Genomic DNA, 20,944 nt, shown 5'->3' with positions numbered 1-20,944 from the left:
CTATTCCAGAACACGCAAACGGCGACCCAGAGGCCCAGCGGTGACCCTCGACCCGCGCATGCTCGGTCTTCTCGCGCCGGCCGCCATCGCGGTCGTCCTCGGCGCGTCGCCGGCCGTGGCCCAGGACACCCTGCGCGTCTTCGACCTGCCGGCCCAGCCGCTGCGCCGCGCGATCCCGGCCTTCGCCCGCCAGTCCGGTCTCCAGATCGTGGCGGCCGAGGCGGACGTCGGTCGCGCCCGGACCTCCGCCGTCCGGGGGCGAATGACGGCTCGGACCGCCCTGGCGACGATGCTGGCGGGCACGGGCCTGTCCGTGCGCACGGACGACGGCCGGACGGTCACGCTGATGCGCAGCGCGCCGCCGCGACGCTGGCCGCCGCCGCCCCGCCCGATCCCGACCGCGCCGCCCGACACGACGGCGCGGGTCGAGGACGTCTTGGTCAGCGGCTATCGCGACCTGCACATGGCGGGCGTAGAACTGCAGCGCCAGGAGATCCGGCCGACGGCGTTCCGAACCAGCGACAGCATCGGTCAGCAGCCCGACTACAACATCGCCGACAGCCTGCGCCGCCTGCCCGGCGTGCAGACGGTCTTCGACGAGGATGAGGGGCGGTACGTCTCGATCCGCGGCCTGAACGCCAGCTACACCCTGGGGCAATTGGACGGCGCGGCTCTGGCCACCGCAGAGCGCAACAATCGCCAGCTCAACATGGAGAGCATCCCGTCCACGGCGGTGAAGGTGCTCGAGGTCATCAAGTCGCGCACCCCCGACCTCGACGGCAACGCGATCGGGGGGCTGATCAATCTGCGGGTGCGGTCCCCGCTCGAGGAACCCGGCCTTCGCGCCACGACGAGCGTCTTCGCCGGGATGTCGGACTCGACCGGCGCGCCCGGCCGGGGATTCGGCCGCCCGTTCGACGACGGCGGGAATTTCCGGTTCGACGGGGCCGTCTCGCGGACCTTCGGCGATCAGGACCAGGTCGGCGTGCTGATCAGCACAAACTACAGCCGGCGTAGCCGCGATCAGGAGCGGCTGAGCACCGCCCATGCGATGACCTCGACCACGCCGACCCCCGCCGCCGCGGGCGCGGGCGTCTACTATCGCGCCTATCCCAACACCGTCGATCGCTACGGCGGGCTGATCAAGCTGGAGGCGCGGCTGGATCCCGCCCTGACAGCGCGCCTGACGCTCTCGCATTTCCAGCAGGACGACAACGAGCTGCGGCTGGGTCAACATTTTCTCGGACAGAGGGCCAGCCAGGTCCAGTTCAACAGTTTCCAGATCGAGAAGCCGCTGACCACGGTCCAGGCCGCCGCGGACTGGCACCCCCGGGCCGGACAGCGTCTGTCGGTCCGGGCGTCCTGGTCTAGGGCGGTCTTCTACGAATCGTCGCCCGAAGTCCTGTTTCAGCTGTCCGGGCCGCCCGGCGCGTTCGACATCGCGGTGCGCCGGGGTGTGTCCTATGTCTCCGGTGCCGATCCCCGCCTGTTCGCCCCGGACCAGTATGTCTTCGCGCGCCATTCCCCCTACGTCGACGACTCTGCGGAAACCGTCCGCGAGCTGCAGGTCGACCATGGGGTCAACCGTGAACCCGACGCGCGCGGCTGGGGGTTCGAGACCGGCCTGAAGCGCCGCACCCTGGCGCGAAACTCCGACCGGACCCAGATCGTCCACAACGGATACGGGCCAGGCGCGCTCAGCCTGGCCGGGTTCGTCAGCCCGGTCGCCTATCGCCCGCTCGAAGGCGCGTTCGATCAGATCGTCATCGACTACGACGCCTTCCTCCGCTTTTTCACCGCCAATCCCCAGGCCTTCAGCCTTGATGTCGCCCAGACCCGGATCAACAGCACCGGCCAGGACTACCGGGTGCGGGAAACGGTGGAGGCCGGGTACGCCCTGATCCAGCACCAGAGCGACCGCCACGCCCTCGTCTTCGGCGGCCGTTGGGAGCGGACCCGGACCAAGGCGGACTTCATGCGCCAGATCGGCTCGGGCGCGGCCGCGCAGGACTTCGTCCCCGTCAACGCCCGGGTCGTCTATGAGGACTTCCTGCCGTCCGTCACCCTCACGTACGACCTGACCGAGACACTCAAACTGCGCCTGGCCTATGCCGAGGGCGTGGGCCGACCCAATCCGGGCGACCTGGGGTCCGCCGAGACGACGGCCGAGGACGGCGGACTGAACCGAAGCAATCCGACGCTTCGCGCGCGACGCGGCCGAACCTACGACGCGTCCCTGGAGTACTATCTCCCTGACCGACAGGGGCTGCTGGCGGCGAGCCTCTTCCAGAAGGCGATCGACGGCGAGATCTACCGCTACGCCAGCCGCGAGATCGTCGACGGAGCCTCCCTCATCGTCAATCGCCCGCGCAACGCGGCCAGCGCGGCGATCGATGGCCTGGAGCTTAGCTTCGTGCTGCGGTCCCTGCCCTATCTGACCGATCTGGGGCTGTCGGCCAATGTCTCGTGGCTGAACGGGCGGGCGACGGTCCTCACTCCAGGCGGCGTGGTGCGCCGGTTAGGGTCCTTGCCGCAGCAGTCGGAGAGGCTGGCCAATGTCGCCCTGATGTATGAGCGCGGCCCATTCGAAGGGTATCTAAGCTACGCCTTCGTCGGCGACGCGCGCACCGTCGTCGGGGAGACCCCCTCCCTGGACCAAGTGCAACTGGCCAGCCATCAGGTCGATGCACAGCTTCGTTTCAACCTGAACGCGGGGGTGCGCCTCACCGCCGAGGTTCGCAATCTGACCGACCAGGACAAGCGGACCGTGACAGGCCCCGACGGTGCCATTCTGCGCGATTACAGCATCTACGGCCGCCAGCTTTGGATCGGTGCCGCTTTCAGATACTGAAGCCCGTTCCCGGCTCAGGCGAACGTATTCAACAGCCGGATGCAGCGTTCCAGGGCCTGACTACCGTTTTTAAGCCTGTGGGAGAGAGATCCATCGAGTCTTTTGTTTGGACAGAAGTCCACTCGAGCATGGCGAGGCGGTCATTGGCGAGGGTCTGAGAAGCGCCACTAGCTGACATTGCTGCTCGGCCAAGAAGCCGACGCCGGGGACATTCCGCACAGTCACGATGGCATTGGCGTATCGCCGCCTGCCCCCATCCCGGTTCAAGCAGCGAAACTGCGCGTGATCACTTTATAGTTGCGGTAGTAGAGTGTCGTGTCATCGACCCTACAAAGGCGCTCTGAGCATGGGCAAACAGGAGCCTCGCGACCACCACTACGCACCGCAGTTTTACCTGCGGAGCTTCGCGGCCGATGCGGAGAAGCGGAAGATCGCGACTGTCGCGAAGAACGGTCATGTTGCCGTCTGGTCGGTCCGCTCCATCGAGGGCTTGGGCTACGAGCGAGACTTCTACGTCCACATGCGCAACGGCGCGCCGGTGTCGATCGAAACGGCGATCAACCGCCGCCTCGAAACGCCAATCTCGGGAAGCGAAACCTGGCAAAAGATCACCTCAGGTAACTCCGAGGCCCTAGACCGCTCGGATCGGCCGGTTCTCTACGCGCTGATCAGGCACCTCCAAGCTCGCACCCCTCATGCCCGCGAGACAGCGCGGCAGCTGATGGAGATGGCGAACTCGCCCACGAGCGAAATGCCGTTCTCCGATGACGAGCGCGCCATGTACGCAGCCATCAAGCGCTCGCCAGGCGGACACGTCGCCTGGATGAACGAAATGGCGTTGAACCTCGACTGGGCGGTGGATGACTTCGAGAGCTGCGGGCTCTGGATCTTCCGATCGCCGATCCCGCTTACCGCGTCGACCACGCCAGTCTTGTCAGTCAAAGCGCCGGCCCATCCAGCCTTGAAGATGGACCTGCCCGGCATGACGCCCTTCTCCTTCGTCCTACCGCTGGATCCGAACACATTGGCGGTCTTGGCGATCGGCAAGTTCGACGGTGCCTTCTCCAATGAGGCGATGTCGGCCGATACCGCCCGCGGCTTCAATCAGCAGTACATCGGTCAATTCTCTTTCTTCGAGCCCATCCGGCACCTGATCACAGGCCGCGAAGGCTTGGTCGAAGTCATGACCTGGGCACCCTATGACTTCGTGGAGGAGGACCATCGGAAGGTCGTGTTCCGCCGCCGGCCCGGCCGGTGATGGACAGGTCGGAACAACTTGCGAAGGCCTATCTGGAGAGCCTTCGCCTCGGCCCGGTCGCCTACGAGCCGGACGGCCAAGTTCCGCCAGACTTCACGATCGAGGACATCGCGATCGAGGTCCGCCGGCTCAACCAGAACTTCGAGAGTGACGACGGCTACGAAGGGCTCGAGTCCGTCGAGGCGAGCGTCCTTCGTTACGTCGAGAAGCTTCTGCCGACTTACGGACCGCCGAAGGAAGGCCAGGGCTGGTGGGTATCGCTAACGTTCTGGCGACCGCTAGATGGAAAGGCGATCAAACGAGAGCTGCCCAAGGCCCTTGCCGCCTTCTATGCGCATCCCAACCCGGTGGGCCTCGACACCAAGCTGACGCGGAACTTCGAGCTGGAGATCAGCCCGGCTGGCATTCCGGTCGCCAACCACTTCATGCTGGGCGCCTCCTCTGACTTTGACCAGGGCGGGTTCGTCGCAAGCGAAATCATCCGCAACCTCAAACTCTGCATCACCGAAAAGGCAGCAAAGATCGCGCCCTACATAGATCGCTACAGGGAGTGGTGGCTGGTCTTGCCGGACTACATCGGACCAGACCTCAATGCCGACGAACGCTCGACCATCGGCGAGCACGTCAACACACTCTCATTCTCACGTGTGGTTCTGATTCACCCCCGCGATCCGACGAGGGCGCTGATCATGACCTAGCCAAAGGCCAAGCTTAATCCATCAGATTGAAGTGGCAGGGCTGACCGTTCCAAGCGTGCCAGAGATGGCGGCCATCCCAGTAACGGACCCGTCCATCTTCGCTCGTTCGCTTGGCGCGCCAGACGTTTTCTGACTGAAACCGAAGAAATGTGGAAGGATCTAGCTTCGGGATGTGGCGGCCGATTTGCCCATAGCCATCATGGTCTGGCACGGCTGCCGGCACGCCCATGAGGAGGGCGGCGTGCTTCGTCTCTTTCAGGATCAAGGCGAACCAGTTGTCGGTGATATTCCACCCACCGGAATCGTGGACGATAAGCCCCGGAGCACCTTGGGCCGCTGCCAGAATAAGCTGCTCAACGCGGTCGCGGGCGACCAAACTTGCTCGGTCGGCAATGACGCCAGCTCGGGCGCCAGCACACCATTTCACCACCTCCTCGGCACCCGCCAATTCCATAAAGCCGTCCGTTCGCGCCGCCCATCGCCGCGGCGCCGGCGCATAGTTAGACGTTGTCACGAACAAAGCCTTGTCCGCGTGGTCCAACTGCGCGGTGCCATAAAGCGCTTGGACCTCGGGCAACTTGACGGGCCGGTGTGTGCTGTACCGTTTGGCCTGAACGAAGGTCATCATGTCGCCCAGCGGCGACTGCTGGATGATCCGCAGATCGACGCCTTCATCGCCGCGGCCAGGCCCGAGCACTGCTTGGAACCCTTGGTTCTGAAACAGCCGATACAGCAGGATCTCGAAGTCCCGCCATTCAAGGCGTTGAAGGCGCTCCGGGTTGGCGGAGAATTGCTCGTACAGCTCGTGGTAGACGTCGGCCGTATCGTCGGTGATCAGGCCGCAGACCCAATGCCAGTGGAAGTAGTCTTCCAGCGCTGCCGCAAGCTCCGGATCGGTCGGATAGACGTGGATCGTTGATCCGTCGTTGTTCTCATATTCGAACCCGAGCCCTTCGATCATATCGGAAAAGGACGGCTCGTGCCCTTCTGCGTCCTCACCGCTGAGCACGCCGTAGAGATCGCCGCCGAGACACAGCACCGTGGCGATAGGCGGACTGCCCGGTTCAGCACCGTTGTGGGCGAGGTGGCTTTTGCAGGAGCAGTCAAACCATAGGTCCCGCTCGACCGCCCATTTTTCGATGGCGGCTTCGAGCGATTGGATGCGTAGCTCAAGCGCTTCGTCGGCCCATTGCTTCGGTGACGGCCTCATCGCGCTCAGATCACTCGAATCTCTGCGGCATGCCCGTCGACATCGAGATGCGCCTTCAGAGCGGCGGCCCGACTCTTCGGTGCCGCGATGGCCAAAAGCCGTTCGGCGCGGGATGCGGCAACATAGATTTTTCGAGCCTCTTCGACGACGTTCGGATCGGTCGACTCTCCGCTCAAGACATCAAGGATGCCGCCAGCGGTTCGCGCCGTCAGCACCACACACACCGCCGGGAACTCCAAACCCTTCACGGCGTGGATGGCCTTTGCGGGCAAAGCTGTCGGAGACACTTCGACCAAGACAGCGTCCAACTTCCCGTTCGATCGCAGACGCTGACCGATCGTCGACGATCCAACGAGGGTCGTTCCGATGAGATCGCGCGCGCGCTTCAACCAAGCATCAGCGTTTTCTCCCGGTCTGACCCGCAGTGCCTGGCCAACGGCGATGATCTCGGGCCGCCATTTGCCGTCATCGGGACCATTTGATGTTACATGGGAGGTGTAGTCCCCGGCGTTGGCGATGACGCCGCGAATCTGGAGAACGACCCTGTGTAGTCGGGTTAGCGCTTCGCGGCGGTTGCCTGCCGCGAAGGCGAAGTGGAAGCCCATGACGGCTTCGGCGAGGAGTAACGTCTTGTCGTTACCTGCGTCAGGTACAGCCCGACCAACAGCGTTCCCGGCGCTGGCCCAAGTCGCGGCGAGTACCGGCGCCTGCGCCGGTGAAATATCCATATTAGCGGCCAAGGTCTGAAAGCAGGAGCCGATCGAGGAAGGCACGCCAGTGCCGCTATAGGACAGGATGTAAATTGGCGTGGTTTCAGTTCTGAACCTACCCACTGCCTGGTCGCGAACAGTGCGGGTCGCCGGGGGACGCAATTGTGAGATGGCTGCGCAGATTGCCGGCGACGAGCGAAAGTTGCCGCTCATCGGAAGCCGATCGTCACCGCTGAAGGTCCTCTCGAACTTGAGCAGCTCATCGGTCAGACCGCCTCGGAAAGCGTAGATCGCCTGGTTCGGATCGCATACGACCTTGACCCTTATGCCTGCCTTCCGAAGCCAGTCGATGATCTCAAGGTCGGCCGGATTGCAGTCCTGAGCCTCATCAACGACGATCTCCCGGAACCGGCCATTCAGCGCAGCGCCCAAGCGCGCGGCAAAGGTCGGGTCTCCGAGGCGGTTGGCGACGCAGTCCCTGACGTCCTCGAAATCCAGATCCCCCCGATCGCGGGCTCGGGCGATCGTGTTGCGCGCCACCGTCTCCCAAGCGCCTGGACCAGTCTTCGAATAGAAGCCGGTGTCCGCCGCCTTGGCGGGCACAAAGGTGCCGGTCGACCGATCGAAGTGCTTCAGCTTCAGGGCCTGAGCGGTGTCAAAGGGCTTAATCTCCCACTCCGACTTGTCCGGAACCAGCCGGGGTGGATGGCTGCATCCGTCGACCCCGAACGGTGTGATGAAAAACTGCCAGAGGAATCGATCGAAAGTACCGATGAAGCTCGGGAAGATTGGCGAAGGCAGCACGCCGAAGGTGTGAAGCCTTCCCTCCAGTTCCTCGACGGCCGCATTCGTGAAGGACAGGAACGCCACTCCGCGCCGATCGGTCGTCGCGCTGAGCATGTGGCGCGCGCGCTCGACCATGGTGCGGGTTTTTCCGGCGCCGGGGCAGGCGCGCACGAACGCATTTCCATCGTGCTCGATAATCGCTTCCTGCTCCTTCGTCGGCGCATAGGCGTTCGTCACGCCACGACCTCGCGGATTGTGTCGGCGATGTACTTGGGCACGACAAAGGTATGGCTGTTCTCGGGGATATTCTCGATCAGGTCGGCCAGTGTCTGGGCGAAGTCACCCTTCCGCGCATTTTTAAACAGCTTCTGTATGGCGTTGGCTCGTGCATCGCCTTCGAGCGCCGCAGCCCGGTCCCATTTCTTGCCGGATCGCTTGTGGAGGCTGACGTAAGCGGCGCGCAGGATCGCCCCGTTGCCTGCTTCCAAGAGTTCGCTCTCCAGAGAGTAACGGGACGTAACTGCTGACAGCACGCCTTCGGCGCCATTGGCTTTGGCCAAGGCTTCCAATGCGCGCTTGCGACGTTCGCCAGGGATCAGCGGCTCGGCATCGGCGCTAGATGCATTCTCCTCGCCGTCGTCCTCCTCGTCAGCGGCGCCGGCGTCGTCTTCGTCATCTTCGCCCAGGCCCACGCCATGATCGCCGTCCGTCATGACCACGACCCTTTCCGCGATCCGCGCCTCATTGATCTGCCGGGTCAGCAGGTTGGCGTAAGGCATGAAATCCACGCCATCGATCGGGACGAAAACGGCCGAGCGAAATAGCCGGAGCTTCTCCGGCTGTTCCTTCAAGGTGAAATGCTCCGCGATGACGGGCAGCAGAAGGGCTTCGGCGATGCCCTCGGCGAGCAAGACGCGCCCACCGAAAAGTAGAGCCGCTTTGGTGACGTCGAGGTATCGGTCGATCTTGCGGCGCTGCAGGTCGCCCAGATCGATCTGCGACAACGGGATGCAACGGGTCGATCGCCGAATGAAGGCGGCGGTCGCCGTCGCGGCAAGCGCTTCGACCGCATCAGTAGCATCGTCCGCTCCCTCGGCGATGCCCCCTTCGATCGCGGCGGCGTCCGCCTCTGCTGGAGACTCCGGCTCGTGGGGAGCGTCCGAGTGCGCTGTCGAAGTGGGAACCATCGACTTAAACACGACCAACTGCTTACTGCTGACCCACGCCGAAAGGTTGGGCGAGTGACTGGCCACGACCACCTGAATTTGGCCGGCCGGACTATCCTCGGATTTGACTGAGCGCGACAGGGTCGCTTGGTCCTTGAGGAAGGACAAAACGGCCGCCTGCAGCTGGGGATGTAGGTGCGCCTCCGGCTCCTCCACCAGAAACAAGGTCAGGTCCGCATTCCGGACCTTTTCAAGTTCAACGGCGATCGTCGCCATAAACAGGAGGTTGGCGTAGCCATGGCCGGAGTAGCGTAGGTCTTCGGGATGGACGCCGTGGTCAGCGAGCTTGAACCGAAGGTCGCGAGCTATATCGACCAGTGCCTCTTGCGGGGCAAAGCCCAGCGCGGCGGCTTGGGGGCGCACGCCTCCAGTAAGGGCGGCAAGGCCTTTTCCGACTGCCTCATCGACCTTGGCCAACACATCGTGTTTTGCCTGCCGCGCCAGTTCGCGGGCGAGGTCTTCGGATTTGGTGTCGCCGAGGAAGTGATTGAGGAGGGCCATAATCCGCGTGGGATTGCCGGAGGCCAAGGCGCGCTTGGCGTCGCGCAACGGCTGCAAATAGACATGACGGATCATATCGTGACAACCCGGTTCTGGCAGGTTGCCAGGCTTGCCCGCCCAAAGGCTTGGGCGATCCCCGAGGCCGCCAGCGTAGCGAATTCCGAAGCGTGCTTCCGATAGCGAGGAATCACTGCTGGCAGTGATGAGGCGTCCTTGTTGGCCGACGCTCAGATCGCTGAAGGTCGCTTCAAGCTCGAAACCTTTGTTCGCGCTCTGGAACCGAACATCCGTAGGCTCGCAATAAATTTCTCGGCGACCGCCCAGCGGCTGAGTTACTAGCCGGATCGCATCGATCGCGTTGCTCTTGCCGCCGTTGTTCTCGCCCACAAAAACCGTGAGGTCCTTTTGCAGTTCGACTTCGCCCGCATCGAACGAGCGAAAATTCCGCAGTGCAACCGTCTTCAAATACATGGGATCCCCTCAAGCGCAGGGACTGTCCGTCGGGACGGGTCGTATTGCAACTTAGCAGCGATAGATGGTCTGCCTTTTCAAGCGTTCGTGGTCGTTCCAGGACCGATATGACTGATCTAGAGCGGACCTTCCCATAGCCGCGACAAGTCAGCGTCGGCGCACTTGCGTTAGGTTCGGTGTTCGCCCGAAAGCGGACCTCACCGAGGTCGTTTAAGAGTCAGAAGAAGACCTACGCTCCGGGTTTAGCAAGCTTGGCCTGACGTGGCCCGAGCAGCATGAACGGAAGGTCCTGAGGCGGGGCTGGCGATATCAGACAGGCAGTCAGGTTGCTTCTAAACCAAGCGTACCGATCCGCTTCTTTCTTGAAGCGGTTGGATAAGAATGTTCCAGAAGAGCTCGGCCGCGCCTTCCTGAGATAGCTTGTCGTTCCGCGAATTCACCATCCTCGCCATGCCCATGCTCGTGAGAAATAGAGCTTGATCGTCGGTATGAACGCTCAGTTGCTCGCTCATGGTGTTGCTCTCTGTCGTCTCACGATCGATGTAGCAGATGCCTTTGTGACCCCACAGGCTGCCTCCCATGTAGACGGTGGCGCGAGCGACGTCCTTACCGTCCCGGTAGACGGTCGCGAAGAACCGGTTGGCGTCCATGCGTCGGAAGACGCCTTCAATTCCTTCATTGCGGGCGCTCAGTTCGCCGAGTGAATTTTCGAAAAAGCGTGCGAGGTATTCGAACGTCTCCGTCTGGAACCGATCCATGTCGCGCTGGGTAAAGGTCTTGGCCAGACGGAGATTGCTTGAACGCGGCCCGACGGGCGTCGATGTCGGTGCCGACATCGGTGCCGTCACTGGAAGCGTTACCGCGCCAGGCGTCGCCCCGTCCGTGTCGGCCCCGCCAGCGACACGGCCTGCGGCCTCGCGGACGGCCCGGGCGACCTGGAGGAACGCCTCGTCGGTGTTGGGCCAGGTCGTGATCGGTTTGCCGTCGGCCGGCGTGGCGTTGAGTTTGCCGAACGGTGCCGGATGCCAGTCGCATGGTCGCAAGATCACCGGAATGACGATCGCCTCGCCGGCTTCGTGCCGCGCCATCGCTCGGGCCATCTCGCGGTCGTAGCAGTATTCCGACGCGATGAAGTCGGGGGTCACCAACAGCAGAATGACGTCAGCCTTGTCGATGATGTCATCAATGGCGTGATCGATGTTTTGTCCCGCACCGATGCGACGGTCATGCCAGGTGTCGATGACGCCCTGGCGCTTGAGCATGGAGAGCTGGATTTCCAGTTGATCTCGCAGCCCTTCATCGATGTGAGAATAGGAGAAAAAGACGGTTGGCACGATCACCTCAGGGGGGGTGCGGTCAGTTCGATATTGGTTTGGCGCAAACAGATTGGCCGCCTGACCCCACACCGATCAGTGGAGGATTCTCACTCTATAGCCCACGGTTGGTAATCCAAGGCACCGCTCCACACCGCGTCGAGCCTAGGCGTCTGGCGCCGTCTGCGCCGAACTCCGCAGCGCTTCGATCACCCACCACCGCCAGGCCTCGACGAGGCGCTCGCTGATCGCCGTGGCAGTGTCCGCCGCCTCCGGCGTCTCGATGAACCACTTGCGCCAGTCCGCAGCGACATCGCGCTTGTATCCAGCGCCTCGCCCGTAGCGATCCGCTGTGAGCGCCCAGATCTCGCTCTGTCCGGACAGGAGGTCCGCATAGGCTTCCCGGCCAATCGTGCGTGCTGATGTCAGGAAGCCCTGGCGGCTGTCCGCCAGTTTCGTGCGCAGGCTCTCCAGGGTCTGGCGCACAGAGATGACGTTGGACCACCGGTTTTCGAGCTCCTCGATCTTCAGCTCCAGCCGCATGGCCTCGCGCTGAGTGCGGGCGTTCGCATCGATCCGGACGCCCTGGCCGAGGATTTCGGCGAAATCGAAAGCGCTCCACTCGCCCCGGCGGGCGATCGAGGCGGCGATCGAACTGTGATGGCCGATGGCCATCTGATCGACCAGGTTCTGATAGGCCGGACGGAGGCTGTCGCCCAGGCGATCGGCCATATTCAAGACCGCGTCGAGTTCGACGGACACGTCGCGGCGGGCCTGTTCGGCCAGGACATCGTGCGGGTTTTCGCGCAGATGGGCGACGCCGGCCGCGGCCCGGGTTGCGCGCTCGCCATAGACCGCGCGCATCTGGGTGATCTGGCCGCGTAGGGTCGCCCAGATCTTGTCCGGGTCGTCGTTGCGGGCATCGAAGAAATAGGCCGGGGTGGTCGGCAGGCCGGCCTTGACCAGGGCCTGCTCGATATCCTTTCGTCGAATTGCATAACCCAGCAGTCGGGTGGCGACGTCGGCGTCCATCCCGGGCACGTCGAGCGCTTCATCGCCCCTCGGCAGGACGAGTATGCATTTGCGGCGACGCTCGACGGCGCCGGAGTAGGCGTCGACGGAGTCCTGCAAAAGACGTTGTACGGTAGGTGCCGGGGCGTCGGCGAACTTGGTGCACAGGACCATCAGCGTCCGGCGTTCCTGGTCGTGATCGATCAGATCCTTCCGCTGGGTCAAACCCTCCACACCCCGGGTGTCGATGACCTGAAGCTGCTGGCCATCGGCGCTGAGACGACTGGACGGCATCAGGACCGTGATCCGCTTCGGGAGCGTGAACCGGGGGTCCGTGCCGTTATTGATGGCGGAGACGCGCTTGGACACCCACGACAGTCCATCCTCGCTACCCTCCGGCAGGATGACCTGGCGCTCCCGCCGCTCGGCCAGGTTCATGGCGGCGATCAGGCGATCGGTCGTCTCATCGACACCGAGACCGCTTTCCAGCAGATCCTTGATCGGATCCTGCATGACGGGCTCATCGTTGATGACGACGGGGACGTCCTTCATCCCGGACATGTTCCGGAGCACGCGGGCGACTTCCGCCGATGGGCCGAGCCCGCCGCTGTCCGGCTTCAGGCTGGCGACCATGTCCCGGGTCAGCCGGGCCACTTCGTCGTCATCTTCCGGATCGACCAGGACGCCGAAGGTTGGCGAGGCTTTCACGGCCGTCTCGCAAACGGTGACGCGACCGGATCCGACGGGGAAGGCGGGCTTGCGGCCGCTGCGGCCGTCGCCGACCAGAAGGCCGACGGCATGGGTGAGTGCGGTCGTCTTGCCGACGCCGATATCGCCGACCCAGGCGACGATGTGATCCTGTCGCTTGAGATAGGTCCACGTGGCTTGCAGGTCGTCACGCAAAAGCCCGATCGGGCTGCGGAGCACGGGCTCGGGATTGTCCGTCTCGAACGCCTCGAGAGACGCAAGGGCTTCGTCGATGGTCCAGAGGGTTTCGGCGTCCGGGTGCAGGAAGGACGGCGGCTCCTGGGTCCAGGGTCGCGCATAGTAGGCGAGGATGTCCGCAGCGAGGGGCGTGCCCACCGCCGACAGATAGCGTTCCGCCATCTCAGGATCGGTTTCGACGGCGCGCTCCTGTTTGGACAGGACACTGGCGACCGTCTTCATCGTATCGGCCAGTTTGGCCAGACTCTGCTTGTCAGCCTCGCGGGCGTGTTTCAGAACCTCGGAGGGGACGGGATAGCGCATGGAAATTGCCTTTCGCCGAGAACCATCGTTCAACTAGCGAATATTCGCAACATGTTATCGTTATATCTCGTGAATTATCATCATAAAGGCGGTGTTTGATGCCTTTAGAGCGTTTCCGCTTGGCTTTCGCCCCTTAGGGTTCCTAACTTTGACGCATCTTAAATGCGGGAAAGTTAGAGATGCTGCATCTCGTCGGAGAAACCATCGACAAGCACCGTGCCCACGCGGGTGCCCAGACGGGCGACTTAATCAGTGTCTACAAGGGCGTTTATGTGGACGCCTCCCACAATGTGGATCAGGTCGTTCTGGACAACGCCGTGCGTATCGCGGCTTTTCTCTACCCCAGAGCCTACCTCGCCGGCGCGAGCGCGGCCACCCTCGGCCCGGACGCGAACTATCGCCTGTTCCTCAGCGACCGGCGCAACGACCGAACCCGTATTCGCAGCCTGGAGATCATTCGCAATCAGGCCCCCCCCCATCCCTCGACCGTCCCCGTCATCGTTGGCGACGATCTCGGCGAACTGACGCTGACCGCCTCGTCGCCGCGCCAACAATTCCTTGAAGCCTTTCGCCGGCGCAGCGAGCACGCCAACGCGATCGGACCTGATCTGAAGCGGCGGATGGCTGAACGACTGCTGGGAGAGTTCGGCAGCGTCGGAGCCACCGCCGACGCCCTGTTCGCCCTCGCCGAACAGAACAAGTGGACCCACGAGGCCGACGCCGCCCAGCGCTATCTCCGCACCGATCTTCAGGGCCTGCGGGCCGCCCCGAACCGGGCCGCCGCCACCTTCACTGTCGCCTGGCATGGCGAGGAGATCGGTCAGCTGGCCCACGACGGGGTCGAGTGGCGCTGGGTCCCGGCCGAGGGTCTCCGCCCGCCGCTGGTGCGCGAGACGCGCCCCGGAAGCCTTCCACCCTTCATCGAATCTCTCCTGCCGGAAGGCTGGCTGGCCCAGGTCCTGGGGGACCGGGACGAACGCGAGGCGCTCCGCGGCGGCCGGCGCTACCTGTCCAACATCACCATCGCCGAGGATCCCGACGATCTCGCCGCCGTGCCGGCCGACGTCCTGGCCGGTCGCCTCGCCGCCTTCCAGGTCGAGGGACGGTTCACGGGCCGATACCTCGGCCCCTCACAGACCACCTTCGACGACACCTTCCAGCAAAATCTCGCGCGTCTCTACAAGAATGACGCCACGCCGCGCCTGTCCGGAGTCCAGATCAAGGCGCCGATGACCCTCCTGCCGGACGGCGATCTCATCTCGGCGACGGACACGCCCTTCACCCACATCCTGAAGCCGGCCGGAACCGCCGGGTTCGAGGCCTTGCCGATCGTGGAGTGGACGGGCCTGTCCCTGGCGCGGGCGGTGGGGTTCGAGGTGCCCGAGGTGGCCCTCGTCGAGATGCCGGACGGTCTGCCGCCGGCCCTCCTGGTCGAGCGGTTCGATATCCGCCGCACCGACAATGACGGACGCCGCATCGCGATGGAGGACTTCTGTTCGGTCCTGGATGTTCCGGCCGAGCGTAAATATTACGGCACCATCGAGCAGATGGCCCGCGGCATGCGCCCGCTGTCGACCGATATCGTCGCCGACCTGGAGGTCCTCTTTCGTCGGGCCCTGTTCGCCTGGCTGATCGCCGACGGCGACATGCACCTGAAGAACCTCGCCCTGCTCAAGGTCGCCGATCCGGATGAGGATCATTTCGGATCCGTGCGGTTCGCACCGGTCTACGACACCGTCACCACCCAGGTGTTTCCAAACCTCCGGAACGACGGCATGGCGCTCAAGCTCAACGGCAAGGATGACCGGCTCAGGCCTGCAGACTTCCACGCCCTGGCGCGAACGATCGAGTTGCCTCAGGCCCGGGCGAACATCCTGATGGGGGACATCGCCCGCCGGCTGGTGGACGCCTTGCCCGGACTGGCGCTCCCGGAGCCTTTCGCCCTGGCCCATGGTCCCATGCTCGACCGGGTCCGAGGTATCGTGGCTCGGAGGGCTGAGGAGTTCGTCTAACGACACCTATACGGGACGGCTCAGCGCCTCGCTCCTTGCGGCGTCCGGTGCCGATATCGCTTCGCTGGACAAGTGACGCCGCCCCCACGATCAACAGGCGAGGGAGTCAGCGTCTTTCAGGCTATTCGCAGCCCACGCCGTCTCCGTCGCGGTCGAGATGGGAACCATAGCCCGGTTGTCCACGCCGGACCGGGGCCGCGCCCGCCGCCCGCGCCGCTGAGCAGTTCGCGAAAGCCCCGCCCGACCGAGGGGCAGCGTTCAACAACCCCTGAGGGGCTCTCGGCACCTGAGCGCGATGGCAGTGGTACCCGCCGTTGCGTCGGTCGTTGTGGCAACCCTGGGCGTTCAGCCCGCCAGGGTGCGGTGCCGGCGCAGGGAAAAGCGCGATGACGATGGCTGCGATCATTTGAGCGTTCCCCTGCCGAAGAATGGGCCGCCCGCGTAGCGGGAGTCTAGTTGGACCTCAGAACCACCCGCTCAGGGAGCGAGGCGGTAACTAGGCCTTGGGCTGGAACGCACGGCCGCGATTGCCGATCAGGACCCAGCCTGCGTTCGTCGGCTGATAGCCACCCTTGGCTTTGGCCAAAGCCAGACCGAGGACGGCGAGCTCCGCGCCTCGGCTGACGTTCGGCATTCGCTCGGGATCAACCATGTCGAGCAGAGCATCGATGCGTTCGGCGTCGGTCATCATCGGAAGTCTCGGCGAAAGATATGGAGGCGAAAGAGGCCTATCACGGCGGTCGACCCCCGGTCTAATTCTCGCTTCATGGAGACTGCAGCCGCCCGGTGAACGTCAGCTGGAAAGGCCGGGCTCAAAGGCTGGGCGCTCGAAGGTCGGGACCGTCTCGATCGCATTCACAGGTCGACGCGCCCGCCCGCTTGCAAACCGGGCGGGCATGATTCAAGCTTGGGATGCGTCGCCCCCGGGCGGCGTCGAGGCGTGAGAACCTCGCTTGAGACGATCCCATCTTCATCGCTCCGCGGCAGCGGCGTGGTCGGCGCGTATGTCCAGGTCCTTCGGGACTAAAGGCGTCGGCGCATGCCTCAAGCATGGTCTCAACACCCGGTGCTTCGGCCGGGCTCGCCTCGCCACCTGGAGGCGAGCCCGTGTCGGATCGATCTGGAGGCGTGAGGGACAAGGAGGCCGATCTTGGCCTTCACGATCTATATCGCACCTACTCCGGCTGGCTGACCGCCCGATTGCGACGTCGTTTCGGCGACCAGACCGAAGATCTTGCGCAGGAAGCCTGGATCCGCGCGGTGCCCTACAGCCGGCGCGGCGTCATCGCCCATCCCAAGGCTCTGCTTCTACGGATCGTCGACAACCTTGTCATCGATCATGCGCGAAGACGCGCTCCCCGCTCCCTGGCGATCACCGACACCGTCGACCCGCAGTCCGCCGTCGATCCGGCGTCGCAGATCGACGTGGTCCTGCTCAAGCAACTCATCGTGTCGATGCCGCCGCGCCTGCGCGACGTCTTCGTCTTGAGCCGCTTCGCGCATCTGGAGTATCAGGAGATAGGCGAACGCCTGAACATCCCGGTCTCTACCGTTCAATGGCGGATGCAGAAGGCGATGGAATACTGCGCAGCCCAGTTGCGGCTGTAGCCAATGGGGAACGCGATGAGCGACCCGGACACGACGGGCGAGGCTGCGGCCCGGGAAGCGGCGGAGTGGCACGCGCGCCTCGGCGTGCGACCCGTGTCCGCCGCGACGCTGGAAGCCTTCAGGCTTTGGCGGCGGTCGCCCGCCAACGCCGAGGCCTATCGCGGGGTCGAGGCGGTCTGGCGGACGAGCGGCCGTCTCTCGGCCGACGCCGAGGTCCAGGCGCTGACGCAGGCCACGCTCGAGAGGACCCGGGGACGGTCAAACCCCCGATGGACGCCACGGGCAGCGGTGCTCGTCGCCGTCTCGGTATTGGCGGCGGCCGGTTTCGTCTTCATGCAGCTTTCCCCACGCGGTGTTTACGAGACGGAGATCGGCGGCCGTCGCGTCGTGGCGCTCGAGGACGGCACCCGCGTGCAGCTCGACACGGACACCCGGCTGAAGGTCCGGTTCAACGGGACGGAGCGCCGCGTGATGCTGGAGCAGGGGCAGGCCCTGTTCACCGTCGCGCACGACGCCGGGCGTCCGTTCACGGTGGCCGCCGGAGGGACGGAAGTCACGGCGCTCGGCACGGTGTTCGACGTTCGCCGGGAGCGCGCCGGGGCCCGGGTGACCCTGGTGCAGGGCTCTGTCGCGGTGAGCGACGCCGGACCCCGCGAACCCCGGCGATGGCGGCTGGCCCCCGGCCAGCAGCTCAGGACCGCCGCCGTCGATCCAAAGCCCGTGGCGATCGATCCGGCCGTGGAGACGAGCTGGGCGCAAGGCCGTCTCGTGTTCCGGAACGCACCGCTTCGCGACGCCGTCGCCGAGGTCAATCGTTACCTTCCCGAAGAGATCGTGCTCGCGCCAGGTCCGGTCGCGGACGTCCAGGTCAACGGGGTCTTCGCCACCGGAGACCGCGACGCCTTTGTCGCCGCCGTCTCCGACCTCTTCGGTCTGTCCGTGGAGCGACAGGCCGACGGCCGCGTTCGTCTGGGCGCGTCGTCCGCCGGCGGATAAAAATTTCTTCTCATTACTCAGATGACGGGGTCGCGCTGCGTCTCCTGTTCGACGCGATCCCGCGTCGGAGGGGGAAACGTCCATGATCCAACGCACCTGCAGCCTCTGGGGCGGCGTCGCGCTCGCGCCCGTCGCCGTCGTCGCTCTCGCCACGGCCGCACATGCCCAGACCCAGCGGGAGTTCAACATCCCTGGCGGTCCCCTGGGCGGCGCGCTCGTCGCCTATGCCGAACAGGCGAATGTTCAGCTGCTCTACACGGCCGACCTGGTGGCCGGGGTCCGGACCGAGGGCGTGGCGGGCCGACATCCCCCCCGGATGGCGCTCGATCGGCTGCTGGCCGGCAGCGGGATCACCTGGTCGCAGAGCCGCCCCGGCGTGCTCGTGCTCCGCCGGGGCGCGGCCCGGCAGGCCGCCCTGGACGAGGCCACCGTGGTCGATGAAATCCTGGTCACCGGCACGCTCCTGCGAGGCCCGGGCGTATCCCCGTCTCCGGTGACCGTCATCTCCCGAGCCGACATCGATGCACGGGGCGCCGCCAGCGTCGCAGAGGTTCTGACCGCCCTGCCCCAGAGCTACGCCGGTTCCGCGACCCCGGGGACCCTGCTGACCCTGAACGACACCCAGGGCAGCAACAGTTCGCTGTCCACGGGGGTCAACCTTCGGGGCCTCGGGGAGGATTCCACCCTCGTGCTCGTCAACGGGCGACGTATCGCCGGCACCGGCTCACGCGGCGAGTTCGCCGATCTCTCCGCCATTCCCGGCGCGGCTTTGGAGCGGGTCGATGTCCTGCTCGACGGCGCTTCGGCTCTTTATGGATCCGACGCGGTCGGCGGGGTTGTGAACGTCATCCTCAGGCGCGCGTACGAGGGCCAGGAGAGCCGGCTGCGGGTCGGCGCTGCGCGCGGCGGGGCCGAGGATCTTCTGGTCTCGCATCTTGCGGGAACGACATGGTCGTCGGGCTCTGCCCTGGTGAGCTACGAATACCAGGACTCCAGCGCCCTGAACGCCGCCGACCGCGCCTATACGGCGACGAGCGATCTAAGGCCCTGGGGCGGATCGGACTACCGCAACATCTACGGGGCCCCGGCCAATATCGTGCGCTTCGACGCTGGCCTCGGCGCCTATGTCTCCGCCTTCGCCATCCGGCCGGGCGCCGACGGCGTCGCGCGCAGCCCGTCCGATTTCGCGCCGGGACAGGCCAACCTCTCCAATCGGCGGGCCGGCGTCGACCTCCTGCCCAACCAGGAGCGCCACACCGCCTATGCCCGGTTCCGCCAGGACGTCGGGTCCCGCGTCGAGGTGTCCGGGGATCTGCGGTTCAGCCGGCGCGCCTATGAGTACGCCAGCATCTCGGGCGGCGGTCTCTACACGGTGACGGCCGCCAATCCCTCATTCGTGTCGCCCAACGGCTCGACGTCCCATCTGATCGCCTACGATTTTGGTCGCGAGCTCGGCCCGACGGCGCGGCTGGGCCAGTCGCGAAGCCTCGCTGCGACCCTCGGCGCCGACGTCGACATCGTCGGCGACTGGAAGCTCGACCTCTACGGATCATGGGCGGAGGAGAAGAACCGGGGCGCCCAGGAAAACCAGATCAACACGACCTTCCTGAACGAGGCTCTGGGGTCGATCGCGGACAATCCCGCGACGTCGTTCGGTGCGGGCCGCGACGGCTTTCTGAACCTGTTCGGGTCCGGCTCGGCCAACACGCCCGCGGTGCTCGCCTTCATCAGCCAGGGCTATGACCGGGACTGGGCGCGCAGCCGGGTCGAAACGGTCAACGGCCTGGTGGACGGCACGGTGATGACCCTTCCGGCGGGCCCATTGAAGCTCGCGGCGGGCGTCAACTATCGCCGCGAGACGCTGAGAACCCGAAGCGCGTCGTTTCGCTCCGGGGTGACGCCGACGGAAGGCGCGCTTGCCTTTCGGAGCCGCGAAATCAAGGCGGCCTTTCTGGAGATCCGGGCCCCTCTGGTCGGCGGCGACGTGACCTTCCCCGGTGTCCGGCGCCTCGAACTGAGCCTCGCGGCGCGGACGGAGGACTACAGCGACTTCGGCACGACGACCAATCCCAAGGTCGGGGTGATCTGGGAGCCGGTGGACGGGCTCACGACCCGGGCGAGCTGGGGAACCTCCTTCCGGGCTCCGGCGCTGACGGAGCTGTACGAGCGGGTTCTGATCGGGGCCGCCAACCTGGCGTCGCCCGGCGGCAGCCAGCTGACCCTGATCAATCTCGGCGGCAACACCGACCTTCAGCCCGAGAAGGCCGAGAGTCTGACCGCGGGCTTCGAGATCCGGCGGCCGAATGGTCTGACCTTCGCCGCCAACTATTTCGACATCCTGTTCGACGACCGCATCGGCCGACCCGCCTCGACCAATCTCACGACGGTGCTGAGCAATCCTTCGCTCACGCCCTTCCTCACCTTCGTGAACCCGTCGACCAGCGCCGCCGATCTCGCCCTCGTGCAGAGCTACCTCTCGAGCCCGGCCTACCTCCAACCCGGTCAGTTTCCGGCGACGTCCTTCAGGGTCATCCTGGACGGGCGCTGGGCCAATACCGGCGAACTGCGGACCCGGGGCGTCGACTTCACCGCCAGCTACGGGATCGACCTTGGATCCCACCGCGTCGATTTCGACGCCGGCGGCAGCTATGTTCTCGAATACAGCCGCCGCCTGACGCCCGTCGCGCCGCGCGAACAGCTCGTCGACCTCGTGGGCTTCCCGTCCGACCTGCGTCTTCAGGCCGCCGCACGATGGTCGTTCGCGGACTGGTCCGGGCGGCTCGGCCTGAACTATGTCGACGACTACCGCACCCTGACCAGCGCTGAGGTGGCGTCCTGGACGACGGTCGACGCCCAGCTGCGGTGGTCGCCTTCGGGGCGGTTCGGCCTCGACGGCGTGGACGTCGCCCTGAGCGCCCAGAACGTCTTCGACGAGGATCCACCCTTCTACAACAATCCCCAGGGGATCGGCTTCGACCCGGCCAACGCCACGGTGCTCGGGCGTGTCGTCTCGCTTCAGTTCACGAAGCGCTGGTGAGCGACGCG

Annotated in this window: 14 protein-coding genes; 7 read left to right on the top strand and 7 right to left on the bottom strand. The window is 65.0% G+C overall.

Features of this window, described 5'->3' with window-relative positions; genetic code table 11:
- Positions 1–40: 40 nt before the first annotated feature.
- From BZG35_RS16950 to BZG35_RS16940, 3 genes are all read left to right on the top strand, one after another.
- Complete coding sequence (locus tag BZG35_RS16950; RefSeq protein ID WP_077357489.1) at positions 41–2,851, top strand: TonB-dependent receptor; 2,811 nt, start codon at positions 41–43, stop codon at positions 2,849–2,851.
- A gap of 346 nt (positions 2,852–3,197) precedes the next feature.
- Positions 3,198–4,109 (top strand): DUF4238 domain-containing protein, encoded by a 912-nt coding sequence (locus BZG35_RS16945; RefSeq protein WP_077357488.1) that lies wholly within the window; start codon positions 3,198–3,200, stop codon positions 4,107–4,109.
- Positions 4,109–4,807 (top strand): hypothetical protein, encoded by a 699-nt coding sequence (locus BZG35_RS16940; RefSeq protein ID WP_077357486.1) that lies wholly within the window; start codon positions 4,109–4,111, stop codon positions 4,805–4,807. Before BZG35_RS16945 ends, BZG35_RS16940 begins: the two co-directional genes overlap by 1 nt.
- 13 nt (positions 4,808–4,820) lie before the next feature.
- Here BZG35_RS16940 and BZG35_RS16935 read toward each other — a convergent pair whose 3' ends face one another.
- The 5 genes from BZG35_RS16935 to BZG35_RS16915 form a co-directional block, all read right to left on the bottom strand.
- Complete coding sequence (locus BZG35_RS16935; protein ID WP_077357485.1) at positions 4,821–6,017, bottom strand: restriction endonuclease; 1,197 nt, start codon at positions 6,015–6,017, stop codon at positions 4,821–4,823.
- 5 nt (positions 6,018–6,022) lie between these two features.
- Complete coding sequence (locus BZG35_RS16930; RefSeq protein ID WP_077357483.1) at positions 6,023–7,750, bottom strand: UvrD-helicase domain-containing protein; 1,728 nt, start codon at positions 7,748–7,750, stop codon at positions 6,023–6,025.
- On the bottom strand, positions 7,747–9,711 hold the full coding sequence (locus BZG35_RS16925) for an ATP-dependent endonuclease (RefSeq protein WP_077357481.1): 1,965 nt from the start codon (positions 9,709–9,711) through the stop codon (positions 7,747–7,749). Before BZG35_RS16925 ends, BZG35_RS16930 begins: the two co-directional genes overlap by 4 nt.
- Positions 9,712–10,043: 332 nt before the next feature.
- Positions 10,044–11,045, bottom strand: a complete 1,002-nt coding sequence (locus BZG35_RS16920) for a toll/interleukin-1 receptor domain-containing protein (protein WP_077358249.1) — start codon at positions 11,043–11,045, stop codon at positions 10,044–10,046.
- A gap of 144 nt (positions 11,046–11,189) precedes the next feature.
- Positions 11,190–13,283, bottom strand: a complete 2,094-nt coding sequence (locus BZG35_RS16915; protein WP_077357479.1) for a hypothetical protein — start codon at positions 13,281–13,283, stop codon at positions 11,190–11,192.
- Between the two features lie 179 nt (positions 13,284–13,462).
- On the opposite strand from BZG35_RS16915, the gene BZG35_RS16910 reads away from it, so the two are divergent.
- Positions 13,463–15,295: a type II toxin-antitoxin system HipA family toxin gene (locus BZG35_RS16910; protein WP_077357477.1), complete on the top strand. Its 1,833-nt coding sequence runs from the start codon at positions 13,463–13,465 to the stop codon at positions 15,293–15,295.
- Positions 15,296–15,416: 121 nt separating this feature from the next.
- On the opposite strand, the gene BZG35_RS18475 is transcribed toward BZG35_RS16910, so the two are convergent.
- Positions 15,417–15,701 (bottom strand): excalibur calcium-binding domain-containing protein, encoded by a 285-nt coding sequence (locus BZG35_RS18475; RefSeq protein ID WP_077357475.1) that lies wholly within the window; start codon positions 15,699–15,701, stop codon positions 15,417–15,419.
- Between the two features lie 90 nt (positions 15,702–15,791).
- A complete protein-coding gene (locus BZG35_RS16900; RefSeq protein ID WP_171982006.1) occupies positions 15,792–15,986 on the bottom strand; it encodes a hypothetical protein in 195 nt (64 codons plus the stop codon).
- A gap of 437 nt (positions 15,987–16,423) precedes the next feature.
- Between BZG35_RS16900 and BZG35_RS16895 the strand changes: the two genes are divergently transcribed.
- The 3 genes from BZG35_RS16895 (at position 16,424) to BZG35_RS16885 (ending at position 20,936) form a co-directional block, all read left to right on the top strand.
- A complete protein-coding gene (locus BZG35_RS16895) occupies positions 16,424–16,903 on the top strand; it encodes an RNA polymerase sigma factor (protein ID WP_171982005.1) in 480 nt (159 codons plus the stop codon).
- Between the two features lie 15 nt (positions 16,904–16,918).
- Positions 16,919–17,899: a FecR domain-containing protein gene (locus tag BZG35_RS16890; RefSeq protein WP_171982004.1), complete on the top strand. Its 981-nt coding sequence runs from the start codon at positions 16,919–16,921 to the stop codon at positions 17,897–17,899.
- Between the two features lie 82 nt (positions 17,900–17,981).
- Entirely contained in the window at positions 17,982–20,936 is a 2,955-nt protein-coding gene (locus BZG35_RS16885) for a TonB-dependent receptor (protein ID WP_077357469.1), read from the top strand.
- Positions 20,937–20,944 lie beyond the last annotated feature (8 nt).

The sequence above is a fragment of the Brevundimonas sp. LM2 genome (assembly GCF_002002865.1).
Classification (GTDB): Bacteria; Pseudomonadota; Alphaproteobacteria; order Caulobacterales; family Caulobacteraceae; genus Brevundimonas.
The sequence above is the reverse complement of the archived record's forward strand: the minus strand, read 5'-3'. Positions and strand labels throughout refer to the sequence as shown.